This window comes from Nocardia sp. BSTN01 (assembly GCF_015354405.1).
Lineage (GTDB): Bacteria > Actinomycetota > Actinomycetes > Mycobacteriales > Mycobacteriaceae > Nocardia.
Genome location: NZ_JADKYP010000005.1, coordinates 67,640 through 92,338 on the forward strand (window position 1 = coordinate 67,640; position 24,699 = coordinate 92,338).

Genomic DNA, 24,699 nt, shown 5'->3' on the forward strand with positions numbered 1-24,699 from the left:
GAAGGTGCGGGCGCGTGAGCGATCTGGTCATCCGGGGCGTGCGTCCCTACGGCGAGGGCGAGCCGGTCGACGTGCTGGTGCGCGACGGTGTGATCGTCGCGCTCGGCGCGCGATCCGGTGCTGCCGTCGACGGCGTCGAGGTCGCCGCCGATGCCGAGGTGCTGGAGGCGGACGGCCGGATCCTGCTCCCCGGCTTCGTCGACCTGCACACCCACCTGCGCGAACCCGGCCGCGAGGACACCGAGACCATCGAAAGCGGTTCGGCCGCAGCGGCATTGGGTGGGTACACCGCCGTGTTCGCGATGGCCAACACCTATCCCGTGGCCGACACCTCGGTCGTCACCGATCACGTGTGGCGGCGCGGGCAGGAGGTCGGGCTGGTCGATGTGCATCCGGTCGGCGCGGTGACCGTCGGCCTGGCCGGCAAGCAACTGGCCGAGATGGGCACCATGGCCGCCGGTGAGGGCCGGGTGCGGATATTCTCCGACGACGGGCACTGCGTCTACGACCCACTGATCATGCGCCGCGCGCTCGAGTACGCGAAATCTCTCGGCGTGCTGATCGCCCAGCACGCCGAGGAGCCGCGGCTCACTCAGGGCGCCGTCGCGCACGAGGGCCCGAACGCCGCCCGGCTGGGCCTGGCCGGCTGGCCGCGCGCGGCCGAGGAGTCGATCGTGGCCCGCGACGCGCTGCTGGCCCGCGACGCCGGAGCCCGGGTGCACATCTGCCACGCCTCCACCGCCGGCACCGTCGAACTGGTGAAATGGGCCAAGGCGCAAGGGATTTCGATCACCGCCGAGGTCACGCCGCATCATCTGCTGCTCGACGATTCGCGGCTGGAGACCTACGACGCGGTGAACAAGGTCAATCCGCCGCTGCGGGAGGCCTCCGACGCCCAGGCGCTGCGCAAGGCCCTGGCCGACGGAGTGATCGACTGTGTGGCCACCGACCACGCCCCGCACGCCGAACAGGAGAAGTGCTGCGAGTTCGCCGCCGCTCGTCCCGGCATGCTGGGGCTGGAGACCGCGCTGTCGATCATCGTCGAGACCCTGGTCGCTCCGGGCCTGCTCGACTGGCGCGGGGTGGCGAAGGTGATGAGCGAGAACCCGGCCCGCATCGCCGGACTCGACGATCAGGGCCGCCCGATCGCGGTCGGCGAACCGGCCAACCTGACCCTGATCGACCCGGATGCGTCGTGGACCGTGCGGGCGCGGGAGCTGGCGAGCATTTCCGACAACACGCCGTACGAGGCGATGACCCTGCCCGCCAAGGTCGCCGCCACGATGCTGCGCGGGCGGATCACCGCCCGCGACGGAGTGGTGACGACCGCCCTGGCGGGGAGAGTGGGGCGATAATGGAGCGAACACTGTGGGTGATCGGGCTGGCTGCCCTGTTCATCCTGTTCCTGTGGTTGATGTATCGCTCCTGGCTGGTGCGGGCCCGGAAGCAGGCCTCCTCGGTCGGGGAGCTGCCGACGGTGCCGGCGGATCTGGGAGCGCAGGTGCTCGAGCCGACGACGGGGCTGTACACCGGCACCACGTTGGCTCCGAGCTGGCAGAACCGCATCGTGGTCGGAGATCTGGGCTTCCGGGCCACGGCGGAGCTGACTCGCTTCGAACGCGGGATCCTGCTGGAACGCGACGGCGCGGAGGTGATCTGGATTCCGCAGGAGTCCATCACCGCGGTCCGCACCGAACGCGGCCACGCGGGCAAGGTGATGACCGACAATGGTGTGCTGGTTATTCGCTGGAAACTGCCGACGGGAACCGAGGTCGATACCGGGTTCCGCGGCGACGACAAGACGGTGTATCCGGCCTGGACGGCCATATCCGCGACGGGACAGACCGGCGCGGCGACGGGAGACGAATAAACGTGAAGGCTGGATTTCTGGTGAACGAGGTGAGCGAATGAGCGACCGCGCCGCGGTGATGGTGCTCGAGGACGGACGGGTGTTCCGGGGCCGGCGGTTCGGCGCCGAGGGCGAGACGCTGGGCGAGGCGGTGTTCTGCACCGCGATGACCGGCTATCAGGAAACCCTGACCGACCCCAGTTACCACCGCCAGATCGTGGTGGCCACCGCCCCGCAGATCGGCAACACCGGCTGGAACGACGAGGACGACGAGTCGAACCGCATCTGGGTGGCCGGGTACGCGGTCCGCGACCCCGCGAAGCGGGCCTCGAACTGGCGCGCGACCACGACCCTGCAGGACGAGCTGGAGCGCCAGCACATCGTCGGCATCGCCGGCATCGACACCCGCGCGCTGGTGCGCCACCTGCGCACCCGCGGTTCGATGAAGGCGGGCATCTTCAGCGGTGACGCCGCCGCGGCCTCGACCGGGGAGTTGCTGAGCCGTGTCACCGGTCAGGCCTCGATGCTCGGCGCCGATCTGGCCGGGGAGGTCTCCACCGACGGCGTGTACACCATCGAGCCCGCCGGTGAGCACCGGTTCACCGTGGTCGCGGTCGATCTGGGGATCAAGACCAACACCCCGCGCATGTTCGCCGAGCGCGGCATCCGGGTGCACGTGGTGCCCTCCGGCGTGACGCTGGACCAGATCAAGGAGCTGAAGCCCGACGGTGTCTTCCTCTCCAACGGACCCGGCGACCCGGCCACTCAGGACGATGCGGTCGAGCTCACCAAATCCGTTCTGGGCGAAGGACTTCCGCTGTTCGGAATCTGCTTCGGCAACCAGATCCTGGGCCGCGCGCTGGGCTTGGGCACCTACAAGATGAAGTTCGGTCACCGCGGCATCAACGTCCCGGTCATCGATCACACCACCGGCGCGGTCTCGATCACCGCGCAGAACCACGGCTTCGCGCTCGAAGGGGAGGCCGGACAGCGCTTCGACACCCCGTTCGGCGCCGCCGAGGTCAGCCACACCTGCGCCAACGACGGCACCGTCGAAGGGGTCCGCCTGGTGGACGGTCGCGCGTTCTCGGTGCAGTACCACCCGGAGGCCGCCGCGGGGCCGCACGATGCCGCCTATCTGTTCGACCGCTTCGCGGGTCTCATGGAGGAACGATGAGTCACAATGCGCAGCCCACTCGTCGTTCCGACCGGGTGCGGGTGTCCCGCAAGACACAGAAGGAAGCCTGATGCCACGTCGTACCGACCTGCACCACATCCTGGTCATCGGCTCCGGGCCGATCGTCATCGGCCAGGCCTGCGAATTCGACTACTCCGGCACCCAGGCGTGCCGGGTGCTGCGGTCCGAGGGCCTTCGGGTGTCGCTGGTGAACTCCAACCCGGCGACGATCATGACCGACCCGGAATTCGCCGACTCCACCTACGTCGAGCCGATCACCGCGGAATTCGTCGAGAAGGTCATCGCCAAGGAGCGTCCCGACGCCATCCTCGCGACCCTGGGCGGCCAGACCGCGCTCAACACCGCGGTGGCGCTGCACGAGAACGGGGTGCTGGAGAAGTACAACGTCGAGCTGATCGGCGCCGACTTCGAGGCCATCCAGCGCGGTGAGGACCGCCAGAAGTTCAAGGACATCGTCGCCAAGGTCGGCGGCGAGTCGGCCCGGTCCAAGGTCTGCTACACCATGGACGAGGTGCGCGAAACCGTTGCGGACCTGGGATTCCCGGTGGTCGTGCGGCCGTCGTTCACCATGGGTGGCCTGGGCTCGGGTATGGCCTACAACGACGAGGACCTCGACCGTATCGCTGGCGGCGGCCTGGCCGCCTCGCCCACCGCGAACGTCCTCATCGAGGAATCGATCCTGGGCTGGAAGGAATACGAGCTCGAGCTGATGCGCGACGGCCGCGACAACGTGGTCATCGTCTGCTCGATCGAGAACGTGGACCCGATGGGCGTGCACACCGGCGATTCGGTGACCGTCGCCCCGGCCATGACCCTGACCGACCGCGAGTATCAGAAGATGCGCGATCTCGGTATCGCGATTCTGCGCGAGGTCGGCGTCGACACCGGCGGCTGCAACATCCAGTTCGCGGTGGATCCGCGCGACGGGCGCCTGATCGTCATCGAGATGAATCCGCGCGTTTCGCGCTCGTCCGCGCTGGCATCGAAGGCGACGGGTTTCCCGATTGCCAAGATCGCGGCGAAGCTGGCCATCGGCTACACCCTCGACGAGATCGTCAACGACATCACCAAGGAGACCCCGGCCTGTTTCGAGCCGACGCTCGACTACGTGGTCGTCAAGGCGCCGCGGTTCGCGTTCGAGAAGTTCCCGGGCGCCGACCCGACGCTCACCACCACCATGAAGTCGGTCGGTGAGGCGATGAGCCTGGGCCGCAACTTCTCCGAGGCGCTCGGCAAGGTGCTGCGCTCGCTGGAGACCAAGGCGGCCGGATTCTGGACCCAGCCCGACGGCCGCTGGACCGACGTCGCCGAGATCCTCGACGATCTGCGCGTGCCGACCGAGGGCCGGTTGTATCAGGTGGAGCGGGCGCTGCGGCTGGGCGCGAGCATCGAGGACGTCGCGCAGGCCTCGGGAATCGACCCGTGGTTCGTCGCCGAGATCGCCGGACTGGTCGACCTGCGCGCGGAGATCGCACAGGCGCCGGTGCTCGACGAGCCGCTGCTGCGCTACGCCAAGCACAACGGCCTGTCGGACCGCCAGATCTCCGCGCTGCGACCGGAACTGGCCGGTGAGAACGGGGTGCGAGAACTTCGCCACCGCCTCGGCATCCGGCCCGTGTACAAGACGGTCGACACCTGCGCCGCCGAATTCGAGGCCAAGACGCCGTACCACTACTCGAGCTACGAACTCGATCCGGCCGCCGAGTCGGAGGTGGCGCCGCAGCCCGAACGCGAGAAGGTGATCATCCTCGGTTCCGGGCCCAACCGCATCGGCCAGGGCATCGAATTCGACTACTCCTGTGTGCACGCCGCGCAGACGCTGTCGGAGGCCGGGTATGAGACGGTCATGGTCAACTGCAACCCGGAGACCGTGTCCACCGACTACGACACCGCCGACCGCCTCTACTTCGAGCCGCTGACCTTCGAGGACGTGCTCGAGGTGTACCACTCCGAATCGGAATCGGGCCGGGTCGCCGGGGTGATCGTGCAGCTCGGCGGGCAGACGCCGCTGGGTCTGGCGCAGCGGCTCACCGACGCCGGGGTGCCGGTGGTCGGCACCTCCGCGGCGGCGATCGACCTGGCCGAGGATCGCGGCGAATTCGGCGACGTCCTGGTCGCCGCCGGTCTGCCCGCGCCGAAGTACGGCACCGCCACCACGTTCGAGCAGGCCAAGCAGATCGCGGCGGAGATCGGTTATCCGGTGCTGGTCCGCCCGTCGTATGTGCTGGGCGGGCGCGGTATGGAGATCGTCTACGACGAGAATTCGCTCGAGGGCTACATCTCCCGTGCCACCGAACTGAGCCCGGAACATCCGGTGCTGGTCGACCGCTTCCTGGAAGACGCCATCGAGATCGACGTCGACGCGCTCTGCGACGGCGAGGAGGTCTACCTCGGCGGCGTGATGGAGCACATCGAGGAGGCCGGTATCCACTCCGGCGACTCGGCCTGCGCGCTGCCGCCGATCACTTTGGGCCGCAGCGATATCGAGGCGGTCCGCCGCTCGACCGCCGCACTGGCCAAGGGCATCGGCGTCAAGGGCCTGCTCAACGTCCAGTACGCGCTCAAGGACGACGTGCTCTACGTGCTCGAGGCCAATCCGCGCGCCAGCCGGACCGTGCCGTTCGTCTCCAAGGCGACCGGGGTGCAGCTGGCCAAGGCCGCCGCGCGGGTGATGCTGGGTACGACCATCGCCCAATTGCGCAAGGAGGGCATCCTGCCGGCCGAGGGCGACGGCGGGCACGCGCCGATGGACGCCCCGGTCGCGGTGAAGGAAGCGGTGCTGCCCTTCCACCGGTTCCGCCGTCCCGACGGCACCGGCATCGACTCGCTGCTGTCGCCGGAGATGAAGTCCACCGGTGAGGTGATGGGTATCGACGCCGATTTCGGTACCGCCTTCGCCAAGAGCCAGTCCGCGGCCTACGGTTCGCTGCCGGTCGCCGGCACGGTGTTCGTCTCGATCGCCAATCGTGACAAGCGGGCCATGGTGTTCCCGGTCAAGCGCCTGCACGATCTGGGCTTCCGGATCCTCGCCACCGAGGGCACCGCGGAGATGTTGCGGCGCAACGGGATTCCGTGTGAGCGGGTGCGTAAGCAATCCGATCCGGTGCCCGCGTCCGGTAACGGCGAGCCGATCGAACCGTCGATCGTCGATCAGATCAAGGACGGCGAGATCGACATCGTGTTCAACACGCCTTACGGTAACTCCGGGCCCCGCGTGGACGGTTACGAGATTCGTACCGCCGCGGTGGGCGCCAACATTCCGTGCATCACGACGGTTCAGGGTGCGGCTGCAGCCGTACAGGGCATCGAAGCAACCATCAACGGCGGTATCGGGGTGCGCTCGCTGCAGGAGCTGCACGCCGTATTGCGCGGCTAAGAGGAGAGATAACGGTGGGAGCCATCGGTTTCGGCGCGGGAGTCCGGCCCCCGGGGGCCGGTCGGGCGACGACTCGGCGGATTCGGGGATTCGGCGCGGCGGAGGCGGCGCCGCCGGGAGGCGGTGACATCCGCCGGATGCGCAACGTCGGCGGCTACAGCACGGTCGGTTTCCGGGCGATCCCGCCGATCGGGCGCAAGCCCGCGCCCGACGCCGACGCCGAGGCGGACGCGCTCACCGACGCGGTGCTGGCCCGCGCGGACGAGGTTCTCGCCCAGGCCGACGAACTGCTCGCCTACGGCGGTGAGGATGCCTACGCCGAATCCGGGGCCGCCGCCGGTGCGCAGACCCCGGCCGCTCCGGCCGGGGACGAGCTGGCGGGCGCCGGGGCGAGCCGGTGACGCCGTTCGGCCCGCGGCTGGCCGGCGCGATGGGCCGGCTGGGCCCGCTGTGCGCCGGTATCGATCCCCATCCGCAGTTGCTGCGTGCCTGGGGACTCGGCGAGGACGTCGAGGGCCTGAAACGGTTCTCCGACATCTGCGTCGAGGTGTTCGCGGGCCGGGTGGCGCTGGTGAAACCCCAGGTGGCGTTCTTCGAGGAGTACGGCTCCGGCGGGATCGTGGTGCTCGAGGACACCATCGCCGCGCTGCGCGAGGCCGGCACGCTGGTGCTGGCCGACGCCAAGCGCGGCGATATCGGCTCGACCATGGCCGCCTACGCGCGGGCCTGGCTGGGCGAGGGTCCGCTGGCCAGTGATGCGGTGACGGTATCGCCGTACCTCGGCTTCGGTGCCCTCTCGCCCGCGCTCGACGCCGCGCGGTCGGCCGGTCGCGGGGTCTTCGTCCTGGCAGCCACCTCGAATCCGGAGGCCGCCCAGGTGCAGCGCGTCACCGCGGCCGACGGTCGCGGTGTCGCGCAGATCATGATCGACGAGGCGGCCGGCTGCAACGCCGGGGAAGAATTCGGATCGGTCGGCGTCGTGGTCGGCGCGACGCTCATCGAGCCGGTCGACGTGAGCAAGCTCAACGGTCCCGTGCTGATGCCCGGCGTCGGCGCCCAGGGCGGGGGAGCGGAGTCGATCCGCGCGCTGATCCCGTCCGACCGGTTCGCGGCCGTGGTCCCCAACGTCTCCCGGGAATTGCTCGGCGCCGGGCCTTCGGTCGCGGCGATGCGCACCAAGATGCACAAGCTCGCCGACGAATTCGCCTTCCTGCAGGCCTGATCCGTTCCGCCCGGGTTCGGCGTGAGCCGTCGCGGGCCCGGGCGGATCGCGTCCGCGACGCGCTGCCGTGCCGCGAACCGGCTGTCCCTCCGGAAGGCGACCGGTCTGTTTGCGTTTGCGGCTCGTTCGCACGCGCACGTGCCTGTTCCCGGGTGGGAAGTTACACACACGTGTTTTTCCGGCTCAGCGGTCCTTCCGGAGTGCCTTACAGCCCTGTTCCGCGTGTCGCCGACCGGTGCCGAGCGTGTCCGCACCGTCGCGCCACACCGCGACACGCTGGGGTAAAAATTCGCGACACGCGGAGAATTTTCAGAAAGTTCCAGGTCGCGCGATTACGGGTCGGTTACGGTCGCATCCGGTTGGCCTCGAATCCGCCGCCGAACCTGTCGAAAGCGGGATAAGCCCAGGTCATCGGCATGTCGACGAAATCCTCCGGACCTGCGCCGCGACCGGGCGCATTCGGTCGCGTGACCTGCCCGGTAACGGGCTCGAATACCCGAATCGGGCGCTGACCTGGGGGGTGGGTTCGCAATCGGAGCGCCGCGTGGGTACGGTCGCTGAGACCACCGGGTTACCGGAGGTAGATCTAGCAATGAACGATGAGACGGAGGAACCGTGGCCCTTCCCCAGCTGACTGACGAGCAGCGCGCCGCTGCTTTGGAGAAGGCGGCTGCCGCTCGCCGCGCTCGGGCAGAGCTCAAGGAGCGCTTGAAGCGTGGCGGCACTGACCTGAAGACGGTCCTGAAGGACGCCGAGACCGACGAGGTCCTCGGCAAGATGAAGGTATCCGCGCTGCTGGAGGCCCTGCCCAAGGTTGGCAAGGTCAAGGCGGCCGAGATCATGAGCGAGCTGGAGATCGCGCCGACCCGCCGCCTGCGGGGCCTGGGCGACCGGCAGCGCAAGGCGCTGCTGGCGAAGTTCGACTTCGAAGCCTGATCCGAGGGTGGTCGAACACACACAGAAGGGTCGGCTGGTAGTACTGGTCGGCCCCTCGGCCGTCGGCAAGTCCACCGTGGTCCGTTGCGTCCGGGAACGGCTGCCGGAACTGGTGTTCAGTGTGTCGGCCACCACCCGGGCCCCCCGGCCCGGGGAGGTCGACGGCCGTGACTACCGGTTCGTGACCCGTGCCGACTTCGACACCATGATCGAAGAAGGCGAACTGCTCGAATGGGCCGACATTCACGGCGGCCTGCAACGGTCGGGTACCCCGGCCGCTCCCGTGAAGGCGGCACTGGCCGCCGGGAAACCGGTCCTGGTGGAGGTGGACCTCGCCGGCGCCCGCTCGGTCCGAGCGGCGATGCCCGAGGCACTGCTGGTCTTTCTGGCCCCGCCCAGCTGGGAGGAACTCGTGGCCCGGCTGACCGGCCGCGGCACCGAATCACCGGAGGTGATCGAGCGCCGGCTCGCCACCGCGAAGACCGAACTCGCCGCGTGTGACGAGTTCGACATCGTGATCGTCAACGACGACGTGACCACGGCCTGTGAGCAGTTGGTATCGTTGTTCGTTAGCACAAATTCGAGGTGACCGCGGGCGATCCGCGAACTCGTCTCGAACAGCAACTCCCCATCGACCCGCAGGAGCCTCCCTAGTGAGCGACACCAAGACCGTGCCCGCCTACGACACCCCGGTCGGCCTCACCAACCCGCCGATCGACGAGTTGCTCGAGCGCACGTCGTCCAAGTACGCGCTGGTCATCTACGCGGCCAAGCGGGCGCGTCAGATCAACGACTACTACAACCAGCTCGGCGACGGCATCCTCGAGTACGTGGGGCCGCTGGTCGAGCCGGGCCTGCAGGAGAAGCCGCTCTCGGTCGCCATGCGCGAGATCCACTCCGACCTGCTCGAACACACCGAGGGCGAGTGACCCTGCGGTCGTAACCCGCTGTCTCTCCACCGGACCGAAGAGGCTTGATTCAGATGCGAATCGTTGTCGGCGTGGGCGGCGGGATCGCCGCCTACAAGGCGTGCTCGCTGGTGCGTAAGTTCACCGAGACCGGGCACGACGTCCGAGTCATTCCCACCGAGTCCGCACTGCAGTTCGTCGGTAAGGCCACCTTCGAGGCGCTGTCGGGCAATCCGGTGCACACCGGGGTTTTCGCCGATGTGCCCGAGGTGCCGCATGTGCGCATCGGCCAGGAGGCCGATCTGGTGGTCATCGCCCCGGCCACCGCCGATCTGATGGCGCGCGCCGCCTCCGGCCGCGCCGACGATCTGCTCACCGCCACGCTGCTCACCGCCCGATGTCCGGTGGTCTTCGCTCCCGCGATGCACACCGAGATGTGGGAGCATCCGGCCACGGTCGCCAACGTCGCCACGCTGCGCGCTCACGGCTCGACCGTGATGGAACCGGCTTCCGGGCGGCTCACCGGCGCCGATACCGGTCCCGGCCGCCTGCCCGAACCGGAGGAGATCTTCGCGCTGGCCTCGCTGCTGCTCGAGCGCTCCGACGCGCTGCCCCGCGATCTGGAGGGTCGCCGCGTCGTCGTCTCCGCGGGTGGCACCCGCGAACCGCTCGATCCGGTCCGGTTCCTCGGCAATCGCAGTTCCGGCAAGCAGGGTTATGCCATGGCCCGGGTAGCCGCTCAGCGCGGTGCCCAGGTCACCCTGATCGCCGGCAACACCATCGGCCTGGAGCCGCCCGCCGCGGTCGAGGTCGTGCACGTGACGACCGCCGAGCAGATGGGCACCGCCGTCGACAAGCATTCCGCGGGCGCGGACGCGGTCATCATGGCCGCCGCGGTCGCCGATTTCCGGCCGGTCAACGTGGCCGCCGCGAAAATCAAAAAGGGTGCGCACGAACCGAATTCGATCGAACTGACCAAGAATCGCGACATTCTGGCCGGGCTGGTGCAGGCACGGCGCGACGGGCAACTCGGCGGCCTGGCGATCGTCGGTTTCGCCGCCGAAACCGGCGACGAACACGGCGATGTGCTGACCCACGCGCGGGCGAAACTGGCTCGCAAGGGCTGTGACCTGTTGGTGGTCAATGCCGTCGGCGAGGGTAAGGCGTTCGAGGTCGACAACAACGACGGCTGGCTGCTCGGCGCCGACGGCACCGAACAGGCGCTGGATCACGGTTCCAAGGCGCTGCTCGCCAGCCGGGTACTCGATGCGCTGGGCCCGCTCTTGCGTTGAGCCGCAAGCTGTTCGGCCGCACCGCTGCCATGGCGACGCGGTCCGGATGCTCGCGTCAGCGGGTTCGGGGGCCGGACGCCGGTGCTCCGCCCGGCCGTGGCAAGTTTGGAATAGTCTGAGGTAAAGGGTTGTGCGGTGACGCGATGCCGCTACTGTCGCATCCCGACATGAGAAACCCGTTGAGGGAGAGGGAACAACTGTGCGCACGTCCGGTAGCCGGCTATTCACGAGTGAGTCCGTCACAGAGGGTCACCCGGACAAGATCTGTGACGCGATCAGCGATTCCATCCTCGACGCGCTGCTCACCGAGGACCCGCACAGCCGGGTGGCGGTCGAGACCCTGGTAACCACCGGTCAGGTCCATGTCGCCGGTGAGGTCACCACCGAGGCCTACGCCGATATTCCGACCATCGTGCGCGAGAAGGTGCTCGAGATCGGCTACGACTCGTCGGCGAAGGGCTTCGACGGCGCCTCCTGCGGCGTGAACGTCGCCATCGGCGCACAGTCGCCCGATATCGCGCAGGGTGTCGACCACTCGCACGAGGCGCGCGTCGGCGGGTCCGACGACGAGATCGAACGCCAGGGCGCCGGTGACCAGGGCCTGATGTTCGGTTACGCCACCAAGGAGACCCCCGAGTTGATGCCGCTGCCGATCGCGCTGGCGCATCGGCTCTCGCGGCGGCTGACCGAGGTCCGCAAGTCCGGTGTGCTGCCCTACCTGCGCCCGGACGGCAAGACCCAGGTCACCATCGAATACGAGGGCGATCGTCCGGTCCGGCTGGACACGGTGGTGCTCTCGACCCAGCATGCGGCCGATATCGACCTGGACAATCTGCTGGCGCCCGATATCCGGGAGAAGGTCGTCGACGCGGTCCTGGCCGATCTGGAACTGCCCAACCCGCTCGATACCTCCGACATCCGGCTGCTGGTCAACCCCACCGGCAAGTTCGTCCTCGGCGGCCCGATGGGCGACGCCGGCCTGACCGGCCGCAAGATCATCGTCGACACCTACGGCGGTATGGCCCGTCACGGTGGTGGCGCGTTCTCCGGTAAGGATCCGTCGAAGGTGGACCGCTCGGCCGCCTACGCCATGCGCTGGGTGGCCAAGAACGTGGTCGCCGCCGGCCTGTCCGACCGCGTCGAGGTCCAGGTGGCCTACGCGATCGGCAAGGCCGCACCGGTGGGCCTGTTCGTCGAGACCTTCGGCACCGAGCAGGTCGATCCGTCGCAGATCTCGAAGGCGATCGGCGAGGTCTTCGACCTGCGCCCGGGTGCGATCATCCGCGATCTGGACCTGCTGCGGCCGATCTACGCACCGACCGCCGCCTACGGCCACTTCGGCCGCACCGATATCGACCTGCCGTGGGAGCGTACCGACCGCGCCGACAAACTGCGCGCGGCCGCCGGTCTCTGATCGGGTCCGCGCCTGCCGTGGCGGAAGCGGTAGAACCGACGGCGCCCTCCGTTCCGACGGAGGGCGCCGTTTGCGTGCCCGCGTCGTCGTCCGCGGCGCCGCTGGACGCGCAATCCTCCGACATTCCCGGGACTCCGGACGTATCGCCGGAAGCGAACACGCCCGGTGTGGTCCGCGGATCACTCCCGGCACCGGAAACCCTTGCGGCACAGGAGATAGCGCCGCATGCCGAATCCGACACAACGGACCCGGCGGCGATCGAAGAGCGCGGCTCCGATGCGGTCGCGGATTCGCGCACCGCGGGCGAGAAGGCTCGCGAAACCCGGCTCGACAAGCCGATCGCCCGGGTGCTGCCGTTGCTCGAACCGGCCCATCTGGACCGCGATTTCGACTATTCGGTACCGCCGGAGATGGACGAGCTCGCCCAGCCCGGGGTGCGCGTGCGGGTGCGCTTCTCCGGCCGCCTGGTCGACGGATACATTCTCGAACGGCTCACGCGCACAGAGCATTCCGGCAAAATCCAGCCATTGCAGCGGGTGGTGTCCGGTGAACGGGTGCTGACCCCGGATACCGTCCGGCTGGTGTCCGCGGTCGCCGCGCGATACGCCGGCACCCGCGCCGACGTGCTGCGGCTGGCAATTCCACCGCGCCATGCGCGCACCGAGGCGGCCGAACCGAAACCCGTGGAACTGCCGGAGATTCCGGAGGATTTCCCGGCCTGGTCCCGCTATGTGCACGGCGAGTCCTTCCTGTCCGCGCTGCGGCGGGGCAGTGGTCCGCGCGCGGCCTGGCAGGCGATGCCCGGTGAGCAGTGGCCGCGCCGTCTCGCGGAGTTGGCGGCGACGACCGTCGCGAGCGGCCGGAGCGTGATAGTGATGGTTCCGGATCAGCGCGATCTGGACCGGGTGGTCGCGGATTGTGCTGCGCTGGTGGGGGATTCGGTGGTCGGGTTGTCGGCGGGGCTGGGTCCGGCGGCGAGGTACCGGCGCTGGCTCGCGGTGTTGCGCGGTTCGGCGCGGGTGGTGGTGGGGACGCGTAGTGCGGTCTTCGCGCCGGCGCGGGAACTGGGCCTGATCGTGGTGTGGGACGACGGTGACGACACCTATGCCGAACCGCGCGCACCCTATCCGCACGCCCGTGAGGTGGCGATGTTGCGCGCGCACGAAACCGGTGCGGCATTCGTGGTAGCCGGGTTCGCGCGGACGGCGGAGGCGCAGGCCATCGTCGAATCCGGATGGGCGCACGATCTGATCGCCGACCGGAAGACGTTGCGCGCCGACACCCCTCGAATCCACGCGCCGGGTGACAGCGATATCGCGCTGGAACGCGACCCGATGGCGCGGGCGATCCGCATCCCCGGCACCGCCTTCGCGGCGGCGCGCCGGGCCTTGGCCGCCGGTGACCCGGTGCTGGTGCAGGTCCCACGACGCGGATACGTTCCGGCGCTGGCGTGCGCCACATGCCGAACCCCGGCCCGCTGCAGGCACTGCAACGGCCCGCTGTCGCTGCCGGAGAGCGGTACCTGGGGCAGGCGGGAGGCCCGGCCGGCCACCGATTCCCGGAGCGGGGGGCAGTCCCGGAATGGGTCGGTGCGGTCGGCCCGTGATGTGACCGCCGCCGGCCGGGCCGGTGAGACAACCGCCGGGAATCATCCAGCGGGACATGCCGGCCCGCGGGATCCGGATCCCGTACGCACGGATACGACTGCCGGTGAACGCCGACCAGCGGCAGTTCCCTTGGGCAGCAAGGCTTCCGGCGATATCGCCCAGAGCCCGAGTTGTCGCTGGTGCGGCAAGGTGGAACCGGCCTTCCGGTGTGGCACGTGCGGTTCGCGGGTGCTGCGGGCGGTGGTGATCGGCGCCCAGCGCACCGCGGAGGAACTGGGTCGGGCCTTTCCCGGTGTGCCGATCCGCGGTTCGGGCGGCACCGCCGTGCTGGATACGGTGCCGGACGGCCCGCAGGTGGTGGTGGCGACCATCGGTGCCGAGCCCACGGTGCCGGGCGGCTACGCGGTGGCGCTGCTGCTCGACGGCTGGGCGCTGCTCGGCCGAGCGGACCTGCGGGCCGCCGAGGATGCGCTGCGGCGCTGGATGTCCGCCGCTGCCCTGGTCCGCCCCTCCGGCGAAGTGCTCGTGATGGCCGAACCGGCGTTGCCGACGGTGCAGGCGCTGGTGCGCTGGGATCCGATCGGCCATGCCCGCCACGAATTGACCGCTCGCAGCGAGGTCCGCTTCCCGCCCGCGGTGCGCTTGGCCGCCGTGGACGGGACGACCGCCACCATCGGCGAGCTCCTCGGTGAGACGGCCCTTCCGGACGGCGTCGAAGTGCTGGGCCCGGTACCGCTGCCGCCCGGCGCCCGCACCCCGTTCTCCGGCGACGCCGCGCCCGCCGAGGTCGAACGGATGATTCTGCGGGTCGACCGGCGGGCGGGCTCGGCGCTGTCGCGCGCACTGGCCGCCGCGCTGGCGGTGCGCAGTAGTCATCGCTCGGACGGTCCGTTGCGGGTGCAGATCGATCCGGTCGACATCGGCTGAGGCACAAGCGGATTCGGCGCGGCGGGCGCGGCGCGGGGTGATGGTCAGCGGAACATGTCGATATTGCGTCGCGCCCACGCCGAGAAGGGCCGCGGTGCCCGGCCGAGGACCGCCTCGACATCGCCGCTGACCCGCAGTTCCTCGGCAGTCGGCGCACCGATGATCGCCAGCGTGGTGTCGGCGGCGTCGGCGGGCATCACGGTGAGCAGTTGCGCGTACGCCTGCTCGGCTGTCTGCTCGACGAAACGCACCGGCTCGCCGAGCGTTTCGGCCAAGTCCCGCACCCGGTCACGCGGCGATTCGGGCGCGGGACCGGTCAGCACGTAGGTCCGGCCGGCGTGGCCGGGCTCGCGCAGGGCGACGGCGGCCACGGCGGCGATATCGTCGGGGTCCACGAAGGGAATCGCGACATCACCGAACGGCGCGGTGACCGTTCGCTGCGTGCGCACCGCGTCCGCCCACATCGCGACGTTCGATTGAAAACCGCTCGGCCGCAATATGGTCCATTCCAGCCCCGAGTTCCGGACGGCAACTTCGACTTGCTTGCCGAACTGTCCGTGCGAGGCGCTGCCGGGCCGGGTTCCGACGCCCTGGGATGACAACAGGACGATGCGCCGCACTCCCGCATCCCGGGCCGCGGCCAGCACTTCCGGCACATCTGCTGCCAGCGATCCCGGCGCGAGCAGGAGGAACAGCTGCTCCGCACCGTCGAGGGCTGCCGTGACCTCGCCCGTCTTCGTCAGATCGGCCGCGATGTGCCGCACGCCGTGGGGGAGGTCGTCGGGACGGCGGCGGGATACGGCGGTCACCTTCTCACCGGCTTCGGCGAGCATCCGCACCAACGGCCGTCCGACGTTACCGGTCGCTCCGGTTACCACGATCATCGTCACTCCTAAGTTAGTTGACTGACTAACCTGACCGTACGGCATCGTCGGCGGGGTGTCTATAGTCAGTTGTATGACTAACTCAGTCGACAGCAAGCGGGCCGGTGGCAAGCGTGAACGGCTCGCCGCCGCGGCCGCCGAGGTCTTCCATCGGCAAGGGGTGGAGAAGACGACGATCGCCGACATCGCCCGGGCCGCCGAGGTGCCGGTCGGCAACGTCTACTACTACTTCAAGACCAAGGATCAGCTGATTCAGGCGGCAATCGGCGCTCACGCCCACACCCTGGAGGGCTTCCTTGCCGAACTCGACCGGGAAGCCCGGCCTGCCGATCGCCTGCGGGCGTTGATCCGGTCCTGGGTCGGCCAACGCGATCTCGCGGCCCGATACGGTTGCCCGTCCGGAACCCTGGCCACCGAACTCGACAAACGCTCCGACGGAATGGAGCGGGAGCTGGCCGAGGTGATGGGCGTGTTGCTGGCCTGGGTTCAGCGGCAATTCGAGCAGATGGGCCGGGCCGACGCGCGCGAACTGGCCGTCTCGCTCATTGCCTCCTATCAGGGAATCTCCTTGCTCACCAATACCTTTCGCGATCCGGAACTGATGCGTACGGAAGGCGACCGGCTGGAACGCTGGATCGATTCGCTCGCGGCCTGAACCGTCACCCGTGCTGTGGCGCGTCCCATACTTGTCAAAGATGCATTGCCGATATATCGTTGATTGCGTCAACGTAAGACAATGCCTGAGGAGGCACATCATGGAACGCATGGAGAACATGGACAGGTTCGGTCGCGGCCGCCGTCGCGGGCCCCGGCCGGACCCGCAGGAACGCGGCGGACACGAACAGTTCCGTCGCCACCCGCGCGGACACGGCTTCGGACCCTTCGGCCCGGATTTCGGGCCCGGATTCGGTCCGGGCGGCCATGTCGGTCGCGGGCGCGGTCGCGGTGGGCGCGGACGGCGCGGAGATGTGCGCGCGGCGATCCTGCTGCTCGTGCAGGAACGGCCGATGCACGGCTACGAGCTGATCCAGCAGATCCGCGAGCGTAGCGACGACATCTGGCGGCCCAGCCCCGGCTCGATCTACCCGGCGCTGTCCCAGCTCGAGGACGAGGGCCTGGTGATCATCGAGAAGGTGGCCGGTCGCAAAACCGCCAAACTCACCGACGCGGGCGCCGAGTACGTCAGCGAACACCGCGACGAACTGGGCGATCCCTGGCAGGACGTTCGCGAGGGCGTCGGCGATCAGGCGCTTGACCTGCGCGAACTGGTCGGCCAGCTGATGGGTGCGGTCGGGCAGGTCGCCCGCGCAGGCACTCCGGAACAGGCCGGTAAGGCGGCCGAGGTCCTCACCGAGGCCCGGCGCTCGATCTACCGGATCCTCGCCGACGACGACACCACCGCGGCCGAGTGAGACGAATACCGTTGGCCCGTCGCACGTACCGGTCCGGACGGCGCACAATCGGAATATGGGACGAGGTCGGAAACATCGAGACGGGGGCCTCGCCTGGCGTAGGGCATTCGCGGCGGTGGCGGCATGTGGAGCGGTGTTCGGCGGCAGCGCGAATGCCTGGGCCGAACCTCCCGCATCGCCGCCGCCGGACACCCGCCCGGTGGTGGTCCCGACCGAATGGGGACCACCACAGGGCAACCATCTCACCGCCTCGCGCTATCTGAAAGCGCACCCCGGCGCCACGCCGTGGGGCACCAACGATCTCACCTGCCGGCCCAGCGCCCGGCATCCGCGTCCGGTCATCCTGGCCCACGGGACCGACGCCACCGCCTATACCGACTGGGGCGGTATAGGCCCACAACTCGTCGCCGCGGGCTTCTGCGTCTTCGCCCCGGACTACGGGGGCAAACCGGATGCGACCAGTTACGGCACCGAGGATCTGTGGGCATCATCGCGACAGTTCGGCGCCTTCGTCGACCAGGTACTGTCGGCCACCGGCGCCGACAAGGTCGACCTGGTCGGATTTTCCCAGGGCGCCAACATCACTCGGTACTACATCGACAAGCTCGGCGGGGCTCCCGAGGTCGATCAGTGGATCGGACTCGCCTCGCCCAGCTACGGCGGCCAGATGTACGGGCTGGTTCCGCTCGCCGATGCCGTGCCGGGTCTGTGGAACGCCTATCAGCAGGTCACCTCGCTCGCCGCCGTTCAGCAGGCCCAGGGCTCGCCGTTCATGCGCGAACTCAACGCGGGCGGCGACACGGTCCCCGGTGTGCGGTACACCACGGTCGGCAGCCGCGTCGACGAGATGATCCAGCCCTACACCAATATCGCCCTGACCGGTCCGGGTGCGCGCAACATCGTGCTCCAGGATCTGTGCCCCATCGACCTGACCGGGCATTTCCACATGGTGTACGACCCGTTCGTCCAGCAACTTCTGCTCACCCTGCTCGACCCCGAGCACGCGCCGCTGCCGCAGTGCGCCTACGTGCCGCTGGGTACCGGAATCGGCGAGGTGATCCTGGGGGCGCATTCCTGACGAAACGGATTTCCGGCCGCCCGTAAACTGGGGCGACCGCAATGTCGTCTCGCCCGGGAGTGTGCCTGTGACAATCCAGCCCGTTCGCCTGTTCGGCGATCCCGTCCTGCGTGCCCGCGCGGACGAGGTCGACGCCTTCGACAGGGACCTCGAGCAGCTGGTCACCGACCTCACCGACACCATGCACGCCAGTCGGGGCGTCGGCATGGCCGCACCGCAGATCGGTGTCGGCCTGCGGGTGTTCGTCTACGACACCGGTGATGCCGCCGGCCATATCGTGAATCCGGTGTTCGAAGTCCTCGGCACCGACGAGCAGACCGGCCCGGAGGGTTGCCTGTCGATTCCGGGACTGCGCTACGACGTGACCCGCGCCCACCGCGTGGTCGCGCGCGGGGTCGATATGCACGGTGAGCCGGTGAAATTCGAGGCCGAGGGGCTCCTGTCCCGCTGCGTGCAGCACGAAACCGATCATCTCGACGGCGTGCTGTATCTGCAGCGCCTGGAACCGGCCACCCGCAAGCAGGCCATGCGCGCGGTGCGGGAATCGGAGTGGTTCGTCGCCGGCAAGACGGTGATGTCGGCGGCCGAGGTGGCCGGCAGCCGTCCCGAGTCCGGGCGGGGCGAGTAGATGCGCCTGGTCTTCGCGGGGACTCCCGAACCGGCCGTGCCGTCCCTGCGGCGGCTGATCGAATCCGAGCGCCACGAGGTGGTGGCGGTAGTGACCAGGCCGGATGCGGTGGCCGGGCGCGGTCGCAAGGTGACACGCTCGCCGATCGGGCGGCTGGCCGACGAATACGGCATCCCGGTGTTGACTCCGCGCAAACCTTCGGAGCCGGAATTCGTTGCGGCACTGACGGATCTGAATCCCGACTGCTGTCCGGTGGTGGCCTACGGCGCGCTGCTGCCGCGGGTGGTGCTCGACATCCCGCGGCACGGCTGGGTCAACCTGCACTTCTCGCTGCTGCCCGCCTGGCGGGGCGCGGCACCGGTGCAGGCGGCGGTTCTGGCCGGCGATGAGATCACCGGCGCCTCGACCTTCCGTATCGAGGAAGGTCTGGACACGGGGCCGGTCTACGGGGTGGTCACCGAACGCATCGGCATCACCGATACCGCCGGCGCTCTGCTGGAGCGGTTGTCGGTCTCCGGTGCACAACTGCTCGAATCCACCCTCGACGGCATCGAGGACGGCACCGTCCAGGCCGTGCCGCAATCCGGTGAGGGTGTCTCCTATGCGCCCAAGGTGGAGGCCGACGAGGGGCACATCCGCTGGGATCAACCGGCGCTGGCGGTCGGCCGCCGGATTCGCGCCGTCACCCCCGCGCCGGGCGCGTGGACCCAGATCGACGGTAAGCGACTGAAACTCGGGCCGGTCGAACTGGTCGAGGACCAGCTGCCCGAGCGGGTGATCGAGGTGCGCAAATCCGGCGTCTACATCGGCACCGCCACCACGGCCGTGCGCTTGGATCAGGTGCAACCCCAGGGCAAACGGATGATGCCCGCCCTGGACTGGGCCCGCGGCGCCCGCCTGCAGCCCGGTGCGGTGGTCGAGTGACCGGCCCACGTCGAGAAGGCGAACGACCCGACCGCGACGGCCGGAAAACGAGCGATACGGGCCGTAGAAAAGGCTGGGCGGACAACGGATCTCGGCATCGCGGCGACGCGAAGGCAGGTTCGGGCGGCCGGGACGGTGATGCCACTCGGGCCGGTCGGCGCGAGGGGCTCGATTCGTCGCAGGACCGGGCGCGACGCTCCGGCGAGAGTAGTGCTCGCAGTGCCGGGCGCGCCGACGCCGGATCGGGACGAGGCCACGATGCCGCACCCGGCGATGACACCTCGAAACGAGCCTCCGATGGCCCTAGGTCGGCTGGGAAACCTGCCGTGGGGCAGCAGAAGTCGTCGCGACCTGCGGCAGGCGCGGGTTCCGCGCGGCGCGGGGGCGCCGGAAAACCGTCGCGGGGTGCCGACCCGCGGCGTGGGCCGCGTCGGGATTCCCGCGGCGACGATTCGCCGCGCGGCGCGGATTCCCGTCGGGCGGACGGTGATGTGCGCCGGGCCGGTCGCTCCGCAGACCGGATTCAGGGACGACGCGGTGTGGTAGGTGACGCTCCAAGGCTGGTCGCCCGCGATGTGTTGCGAGCGGTGCGTGAGCGCGACGCGTACGCGAACCTTGTGTTACCCGTCCTGTTGCGCGAATACGGATTGTCCGGGCGCGACGCGGCGTTCGCGACCGAACTCGCCTACGGCTCCTGCCGCGCGATGGGCGTCCTCGATGCGGTGATCGCCGACTGCGCGGGACGTCCGATCGCGGAGATCGACGGCCCGCTGCTCGACGTCCTGCGTCTGGGCGTCTATCAACTGCTGCGGACCCGAGTGGGATCACACGCCGCGGTGGATACGTCGGTCGATCTGGTGCGCACCGAATCCGGTAGCGGCAAAGCCGGTTTCGTGAACGCGGTACTCCGCCGGGCGGCGGCGCGGACACCGGAGCAGTGGGTGGCGGATCTGGCGCCGCGGGATCCGGTCGGCCGCGTGGCATTCGAATTCGGGCATCCGGTCTGGATCGCGCAGGCCTTCGCCGACGCACTCGGTGCGCGGGCGGGGGAGCTGCGCGATCTGCTCGCCGCCGACGACGAACGGCCGATCGTGCACCTGGTGGCGCGGCCCGGCGATATCACCGCCGAGGAATTGGCGCTGGTCAGTGGTGGTGAGGAGGGCCGCTGGTCACCGTATGCGGTGTACCTGGACAGCGGCGATCCGGGGCAGCTGGACGCGGTGCGCGAGGGGATGGCCGCAGTCCAGGACGAGGGCAGCCAGCTGGTCGCGTTGTCGCTGACCCGGGCGCCGCTGCTCGGTGCGGACGGTGGGCGCTGGCTCGATCTGTGTGCCGGCCCCGGCGGTAAGACCGCCCTGCTGGGCGCTCTGGCCGATATCGACAGATATCGGGTCGACGCCGTCGAACCCGCCGAACACCGAGCCGAATTGGTGCGCAAGGCAACTCGCGGCCTTCCGGTCAGCGTCCATGTGGTCGACGGCCGCGACTCCGGGCTGGAACCCGGCTACGACCGCATCCTCGTCGACGCGCCGTGCACCGGGCTGGGCGCGCTGCGCAGGCGCCCGGAGGCGAGGTGGCGGCGCACTCCGGCCGATGTGCGCGACCTGACCACGTTGCAGAGCCAATTGCTCACTGCCGCATGGGATCTGCTGCGCCCGGGTGGTGTGGTGGTGTATTCCACGTGTTCCCCGCACCTGGCCGAAACCGTGTCGGTCGTCTCCGATTTCGTCCGCCGCCGCGACGCCGAACAACTCGACACCCGAACGCTGCTGCCGGGAGTCACCGACACCGGAGACGGTCCGGCCGCCCAACTGTGGCCCCACCGGCACGGCACCGACGCGATGTTCATGGCCGCTCTGCGCAAGCCGCTCTGACATCGCGGACCGCTCAGCCGGCCAGAACCGCACCGGTGAGGGCGATGCCGGCCACCCACACGGTCGACAGGAGCGCCAGGATCAACGGGCGCGGCCCGACGCGGCGCAGGGCGGCCAGGCGCACGCCCGCGCCCAGGGCGAACATGGCGGCGGTGAGCAGCGCGGTCTGGAGCAGTTTGGCCGTGGCGAGTACCGATTCGGGCAGCAGCCCCGTGGTGCGCAGTGCGGCACAGGCCAGGAAGGCGACGACGAACAGCGGGATCAGTGGCGGCCTGCGGGTGCCGGGCGCGGTGTCCTCGCGCCGCCGGACCTGCCAGCCGATCACCGCCAGCACCGGTGCCAGCAGCACCACCCGCGCCAGTTTGACCACGACCGCGACGGTCAGCGCGGCGCCGCCGATCGCGCCGCCGGTCGCGACGACCTGTGCCACCTCGTGCACGGAACCACCGGCCCAGATCCCGGCCGTGCGATCGTCGAGGCCCAGGGCGCCCGACAACAGCGGCAGCGCGCCGATCATGATCGTGCCGAACACGACCACGAGCGCGATCGCGGTCAGCACTTCCTCGTCTTCGGCGTCGACCACGCCGTCCACCGCCGCGGCAGCGGCCGCCCCGCAGATGGAGAATCCGCACGCGATCAGCAGTCGCTGCGTCCAGCTCAATCCCAGCAGCCGGCCCATGAACATCGTGCCGCCGATGCCGAGGGCGACGATCGCGACGACCACCGCGATCACGGCGGGGCCGAGCCCGAGGATGTCGGCGAATGTCAGCTGCAGGCCGAGCAGCGCGACACCGACGCGCAGCAGCCGCTTCGCCGAGAACTGCAGCCCCGGCTGCACCCGCTGCGGCAACGGCACGCAATTGGCGAGGACCGCCCCGACGACGATCGCCAGCAGGAGCGGGCTGACCGTGGGCGTGAACTGGGCGATACCCAGCACGAGCGCGGTGATCGCGACCGTCAGGGTCAACCCGGGGACGATATCCGGCCCGCCGGCCGCGCCCGAGCACCCGGCCGCGACTCCGTTTCGCCCGAGCCGGGCATGCCACCGCCGCCGTGGCGTGCGGACCGTGGTCTGCGTGCCGGAGGATGCGATACCGCGCCGCGAACCGGTCGCGAGCCTGCCGGTAGCACCGGCGCGCTCGGCCGCGCCCGGCTCGGTGGCGCCGGGCACATCGTCGGCGGCCCCGGCCGCTCGCGAGGAATCCAGACTTGTCATGACTACAACGGTCTCCTGAATCGGTGGGGTCCGGTAGCGGCCGAAACGGCATCACGCTCATATCCTGGTGATATGTGTTGGGCTCAATGCATATGATTCAGGTATGGCTGATGTGCGTCCCGACCTGGGTTTCCTCGAGTTGCTGGTCGCCATCGACGACCACGGCAGTCTCGGTGCGGCCGCACGCTCGATCGGCATGGCGCAGCCGAACGCCAGCCGTGCGGTGCGTCAGTGGGAGCATCGGCTGGGGCTGGCCCTGCTGCGCCGCTCACCGCGCGGCTCCACGCTGACCCCCGCCGGAACCGTCGTCGTGCACTGGGCGCGCGAGGTGCTGGCGGATCTGGACCGGCTACTCGACGCCGCCGCCGCACTGCGCACCGATCAGGAGGCCGAACTCACCGTCGCCGCCAGCATGACGGTCGCGGAATGTCTGCTACCGGGCTGGCTCGGCGCGTTCCGCCGCGGTCATCCGGATGTGAAAGTCCATCTCCAGGTGCACAATTCGCGCCACGTGTGCGACCGGCTCGTGGCCGGGGAGTGCGATCTGGGATTCGTCGAATCGCCGGCGGTGCCCGACGGGTTGCCCCACGTCACGGTCGCGCACGATCGACTGCTCGTCGTGGTGCATCCCGGGCACCCCTGGGCGCGCCGCCGCACACCGCTCACCGTCGCCGAACTGGCCGCGACACCGCTGGTGGTGCGCGAACCCGGATCCGGCACTCGCAGCACTCTCGACGTCGCGCTGGCCGAATACCCACGCGCCGAACCACTTCTGGAGCTCGGCAGCGCCGCGGCCATCCGCACCAGCGTGCTCGGCGGCGTGGGGCCGGCGGTGCTGAGCACGCTGGCGGTCGGCGACCAACTCGAACGCGGCGAACTCCGCGCGGTCACCGTCGCGGGCCTGGATCTGCGCCGCACCCTGCGCGCGGTGTGGCGTCCACCGCGCAAACTCGGCGGCCCGGCCGGACAACTGGTGTCCGCCATCGTGCACGCCCAGCGCGCCGCGACACCGGCTATGCCGGATCCGGCGTAGCGCCGGCGTCACTCGCGGGCGCTCTGCTCCCGCAGCCGCGCAAGGGTTTTCGCGAGAATCCGGGAGACGTGCATCTGCGATATCCCCATCCGCTGCGCGATCTGAGTCTGCGTCATCGATTCGAAGAAACGCATGGTGAGGATGCGTCGTTCCCGTTCGGGCAGGCCCGCGAGCAGCGGTCGGATCGCCACGTACTCCTCGACCCGGTCGAACTGCGACTCCTCCTCGCCGAGGGTGTCCAGCAGCGAGGCCTCGGTCTCCCGGCCCACCGAGACCGCGTCGATGGAACTGGGCTGGTACGCGTTGCCCGCGATGACGGCCTGGGTCACCTCGTCGGGATGGATGTCGAGTTCGGCGGCGATCTCCTTGGCGGTCGGGGAGCGGCCCAGCGACTGCGACAGCGAATCGATCGCCGAACCGATGCGCAGATGGGTCTCCTTGACGCGCCGGGGAACTCGCATCGCCCAGGTGTTGTCGCGGAAGTAGCGCCGCACTTCGCCCATGATGGTGGGCACCGCGAAGGACAGGAAGTTCGAGCCGCGCGAGACGTCGAAACGATCGACGGCGTGGACCAGCCCGACCCGAGCCACCTGTGTCAGGTCGTCGAACGGTTCGCCCCGGCCGCTGAATTTCCGGGCGATGTGGTCCGCCAACGGAATACAGCGGTTGATCAACTCGTCGCGCAGTTCGGCGCGGCGGTCGTCACCGGCCTCCGACAATGCCTGGAACAGCAGGTTCACATCGTCGTATCCGGAGACCGAACCGGTGACCTCGGCGACCTCGTCGCCGTCCTCCTCGTCGTCCGCAGTGGCCTCGCCGCCGTCCGTGCGGCCCTCGCCGTCCTCGGCGCCGGTGTCGTCAGGGGATCCGCTCGCGGCCGTACCCGCGGTGTTCTCGGCGTCCTCGGCCTCGAACACGTTG

General features: G+C 69.5%; 23 protein-coding genes. 20 read left to right on the plus strand and 3 right to left on the minus strand.

The annotated features are described in order from the left end of the window. The first annotated feature begins 14 nt into the window (after nucleotides 1-14). From IRT45_RS06625 to IRT45_RS36715, 12 genes are all read left to right on the plus strand, one after another. Entirely contained in the window at nucleotides 15-1,355 is a 1,341-nt protein-coding gene (locus IRT45_RS06625) for a dihydroorotase (RefSeq protein ID WP_063009055.1), read from the plus strand. Next, the gene (locus IRT45_RS06630) at nucleotides 1,355-1,870 is read left to right on the plus strand and encodes a transporter (RefSeq protein ID WP_194804993.1); all 516 of its coding nucleotides are present in this window, start codon (nucleotides 1,355-1,357) and stop codon (nucleotides 1,868-1,870) included. Before IRT45_RS06625 ends, IRT45_RS06630 begins: the two co-directional genes overlap by 1 nt. A 37-nt stretch (nucleotides 1,871-1,907) precedes the next feature. Next, nucleotides 1,908-3,026: a glutamine-hydrolyzing carbamoyl-phosphate synthase small subunit gene (gene carA, locus IRT45_RS06635; RefSeq protein ID WP_194804994.1), complete on the plus strand. Its 1,119-nt coding sequence runs from the start codon at nucleotides 1,908-1,910 to the stop codon at nucleotides 3,024-3,026. Nucleotides 3,027-3,096: 70 nt separating this feature from the next. Beyond that, nucleotides 3,097-6,423: a carbamoyl-phosphate synthase large subunit gene (gene carB / locus IRT45_RS06640; protein WP_194804995.1), complete on the plus strand. Its 3,327-nt coding sequence runs from the start codon at nucleotides 3,097-3,099 to the stop codon at nucleotides 6,421-6,423. Between the two features lie 14 nt (nucleotides 6,424-6,437). Next, complete coding sequence (locus IRT45_RS06645) at nucleotides 6,438-6,824, plus strand: hypothetical protein (protein WP_194804996.1); 387 nt, start codon at nucleotides 6,438-6,440, stop codon at nucleotides 6,822-6,824. Then, nucleotides 6,821-7,645, plus strand: a complete 825-nt coding sequence (gene pyrF, locus IRT45_RS06650) for an orotidine-5'-phosphate decarboxylase (RefSeq protein WP_194804997.1) — start codon at nucleotides 6,821-6,823, stop codon at nucleotides 7,643-7,645. The genes IRT45_RS06645 and pyrF overlap by 4 nt, the downstream gene beginning before the upstream one ends. A 615-nt stretch (nucleotides 7,646-8,260) precedes the next feature. Continuing rightward, on the plus strand, nucleotides 8,261-8,581 hold the full coding sequence (mihF, locus tag IRT45_RS06655; RefSeq protein WP_030513994.1) for an integration host factor, actinobacterial type: 321 nt from the start codon (nucleotides 8,261-8,263) through the stop codon (nucleotides 8,579-8,581). Nucleotides 8,582-8,588: 7 nt separating this feature from the next. Beyond that, on the plus strand, nucleotides 8,589-9,170 hold the full coding sequence (gmk, locus tag IRT45_RS06660) for a guanylate kinase (RefSeq protein WP_039779181.1): 582 nt from the start codon (nucleotides 8,589-8,591) through the stop codon (nucleotides 9,168-9,170). Between the two features lie 64 nt (nucleotides 9,171-9,234). Then, nucleotides 9,235-9,510: a DNA-directed RNA polymerase subunit omega gene (gene rpoZ / locus IRT45_RS06665; protein ID WP_025350704.1), complete on the plus strand. Its 276-nt coding sequence runs from the start codon at nucleotides 9,235-9,237 to the stop codon at nucleotides 9,508-9,510. Nucleotides 9,511-9,563: 53 nt separating this feature from the next. Next, a complete protein-coding gene (gene coaBC / locus IRT45_RS06670; RefSeq protein ID WP_194804998.1) occupies nucleotides 9,564-10,781 on the plus strand; it encodes a bifunctional phosphopantothenoylcysteine decarboxylase/phosphopantothenate--cysteine ligase CoaBC in 1,218 nt (405 codons plus the stop codon). A 199-nt stretch (nucleotides 10,782-10,980) separates the two neighbouring features. Next, nucleotides 10,981-12,195 carry a methionine adenosyltransferase gene (gene metK / locus IRT45_RS06675; RefSeq protein ID WP_036502629.1) on the plus strand — a complete coding sequence of 405 codons (1,215 nt, stop codon included), beginning with the start codon at nucleotides 10,981-10,983 and terminating at the stop codon, nucleotides 12,193-12,195. Nucleotides 12,196-12,533: 338 nt separating this feature from the next. Continuing rightward, a complete protein-coding gene (locus IRT45_RS36715; RefSeq protein ID WP_375540066.1) occupies nucleotides 12,534-14,729 on the plus strand; it encodes a primosomal protein N' in 2,196 nt (731 codons plus the stop codon). 44 nt (nucleotides 14,730-14,773) lie between these two features. Here the strand turns inward: IRT45_RS36715 and IRT45_RS06685 are convergent, their stop codons facing one another. After that, nucleotides 14,774-15,613 (minus strand): NAD(P)H-binding protein, encoded by an 840-nt coding sequence (locus IRT45_RS06685; protein WP_194804999.1) that lies wholly within the window; start codon nucleotides 15,611-15,613, stop codon nucleotides 14,774-14,776. A gap of 73 nt (nucleotides 15,614-15,686) precedes the next feature. Here IRT45_RS06685 and IRT45_RS06690 point away from each other — a divergent pair, with 73 nt between their 5' ends. The 7 genes from IRT45_RS06690 (at nucleotide 15,687) to IRT45_RS06720 (ending at nucleotide 21,529) form a co-directional block, all read left to right on the plus strand. After that, nucleotides 15,687-16,268, plus strand: coding sequence for a TetR/AcrR family transcriptional regulator (locus IRT45_RS06690; protein WP_194805000.1), 582 nt, complete (start codon nucleotides 15,687-15,689; stop codon nucleotides 16,266-16,268). A 100-nt stretch (nucleotides 16,269-16,368) separates the two neighbouring features. After that, the gene (locus IRT45_RS06695) at nucleotides 16,369-17,025 is read left to right on the plus strand and encodes a PadR family transcriptional regulator (protein WP_375540062.1); all 657 of its coding nucleotides are present in this window, start codon (nucleotides 16,369-16,371) and stop codon (nucleotides 17,023-17,025) included. Between the two features lie 55 nt (nucleotides 17,026-17,080). Further along, the gene (locus tag IRT45_RS06700; RefSeq protein ID WP_194805001.1) at nucleotides 17,081-18,103 is read left to right on the plus strand and encodes a triacylglycerol lipase; all 1,023 of its coding nucleotides are present in this window, start codon (nucleotides 17,081-17,083) and stop codon (nucleotides 18,101-18,103) included. A gap of 67 nt (nucleotides 18,104-18,170) precedes the next feature. Further along, on the plus strand, nucleotides 18,171-18,731 hold the full coding sequence (gene def, locus IRT45_RS06705) for a peptide deformylase (RefSeq protein WP_194805002.1): 561 nt from the start codon (nucleotides 18,171-18,173) through the stop codon (nucleotides 18,729-18,731). Then, nucleotides 18,732-19,655 (plus strand): methionyl-tRNA formyltransferase, encoded by a 924-nt coding sequence (gene fmt, locus IRT45_RS06710; RefSeq protein ID WP_194805003.1) that lies wholly within the window; start codon nucleotides 18,732-18,734, stop codon nucleotides 19,653-19,655. It abuts the gene before it with no gap. Nucleotides 19,656-19,952: 297 nt separating this feature from the next. Then, nucleotides 19,953-20,201, plus strand: coding sequence for a hypothetical protein (locus tag IRT45_RS06715; RefSeq protein WP_194805004.1), 249 nt, complete (start codon nucleotides 19,953-19,955; stop codon nucleotides 20,199-20,201). Next, on the plus strand, nucleotides 20,195-21,529 hold the full coding sequence (locus IRT45_RS06720; protein ID WP_375540063.1) for an RsmB/NOP family class I SAM-dependent RNA methyltransferase: 1,335 nt from the start codon (nucleotides 20,195-20,197) through the stop codon (nucleotides 21,527-21,529). The genes IRT45_RS06715 and IRT45_RS06720 overlap by 7 nt, the downstream gene beginning before the upstream one ends. 13 nt (nucleotides 21,530-21,542) lie before the next feature. Here the strand turns inward: IRT45_RS06720 and IRT45_RS06725 are convergent, their stop codons facing one another. After that, entirely contained in the window at nucleotides 21,543-22,745 is a 1,203-nt protein-coding gene (locus IRT45_RS06725) for a YeiH family protein (RefSeq protein WP_194805006.1), read from the minus strand. A 103-nt stretch (nucleotides 22,746-22,848) separates the two neighbouring features. Between IRT45_RS06725 and IRT45_RS06730 the strand changes: the two genes are divergently transcribed. Then, nucleotides 22,849-23,778, plus strand: coding sequence for a LysR family transcriptional regulator (locus tag IRT45_RS06730; protein ID WP_194805007.1), 930 nt, complete (start codon nucleotides 22,849-22,851; stop codon nucleotides 23,776-23,778). An 8-nt stretch (nucleotides 23,779-23,786) separates the two neighbouring features. Here the strand turns inward: IRT45_RS06730 and IRT45_RS06735 are convergent, their stop codons facing one another. Beyond that, nucleotides 23,787-24,518 (minus strand): RNA polymerase sigma factor SigF, encoded by a 732-nt coding sequence (locus IRT45_RS06735; RefSeq protein WP_194805124.1) that lies wholly within the window; start codon nucleotides 24,516-24,518, stop codon nucleotides 23,787-23,789. Nucleotides 24,519-24,699 lie beyond the last annotated feature (181 nt).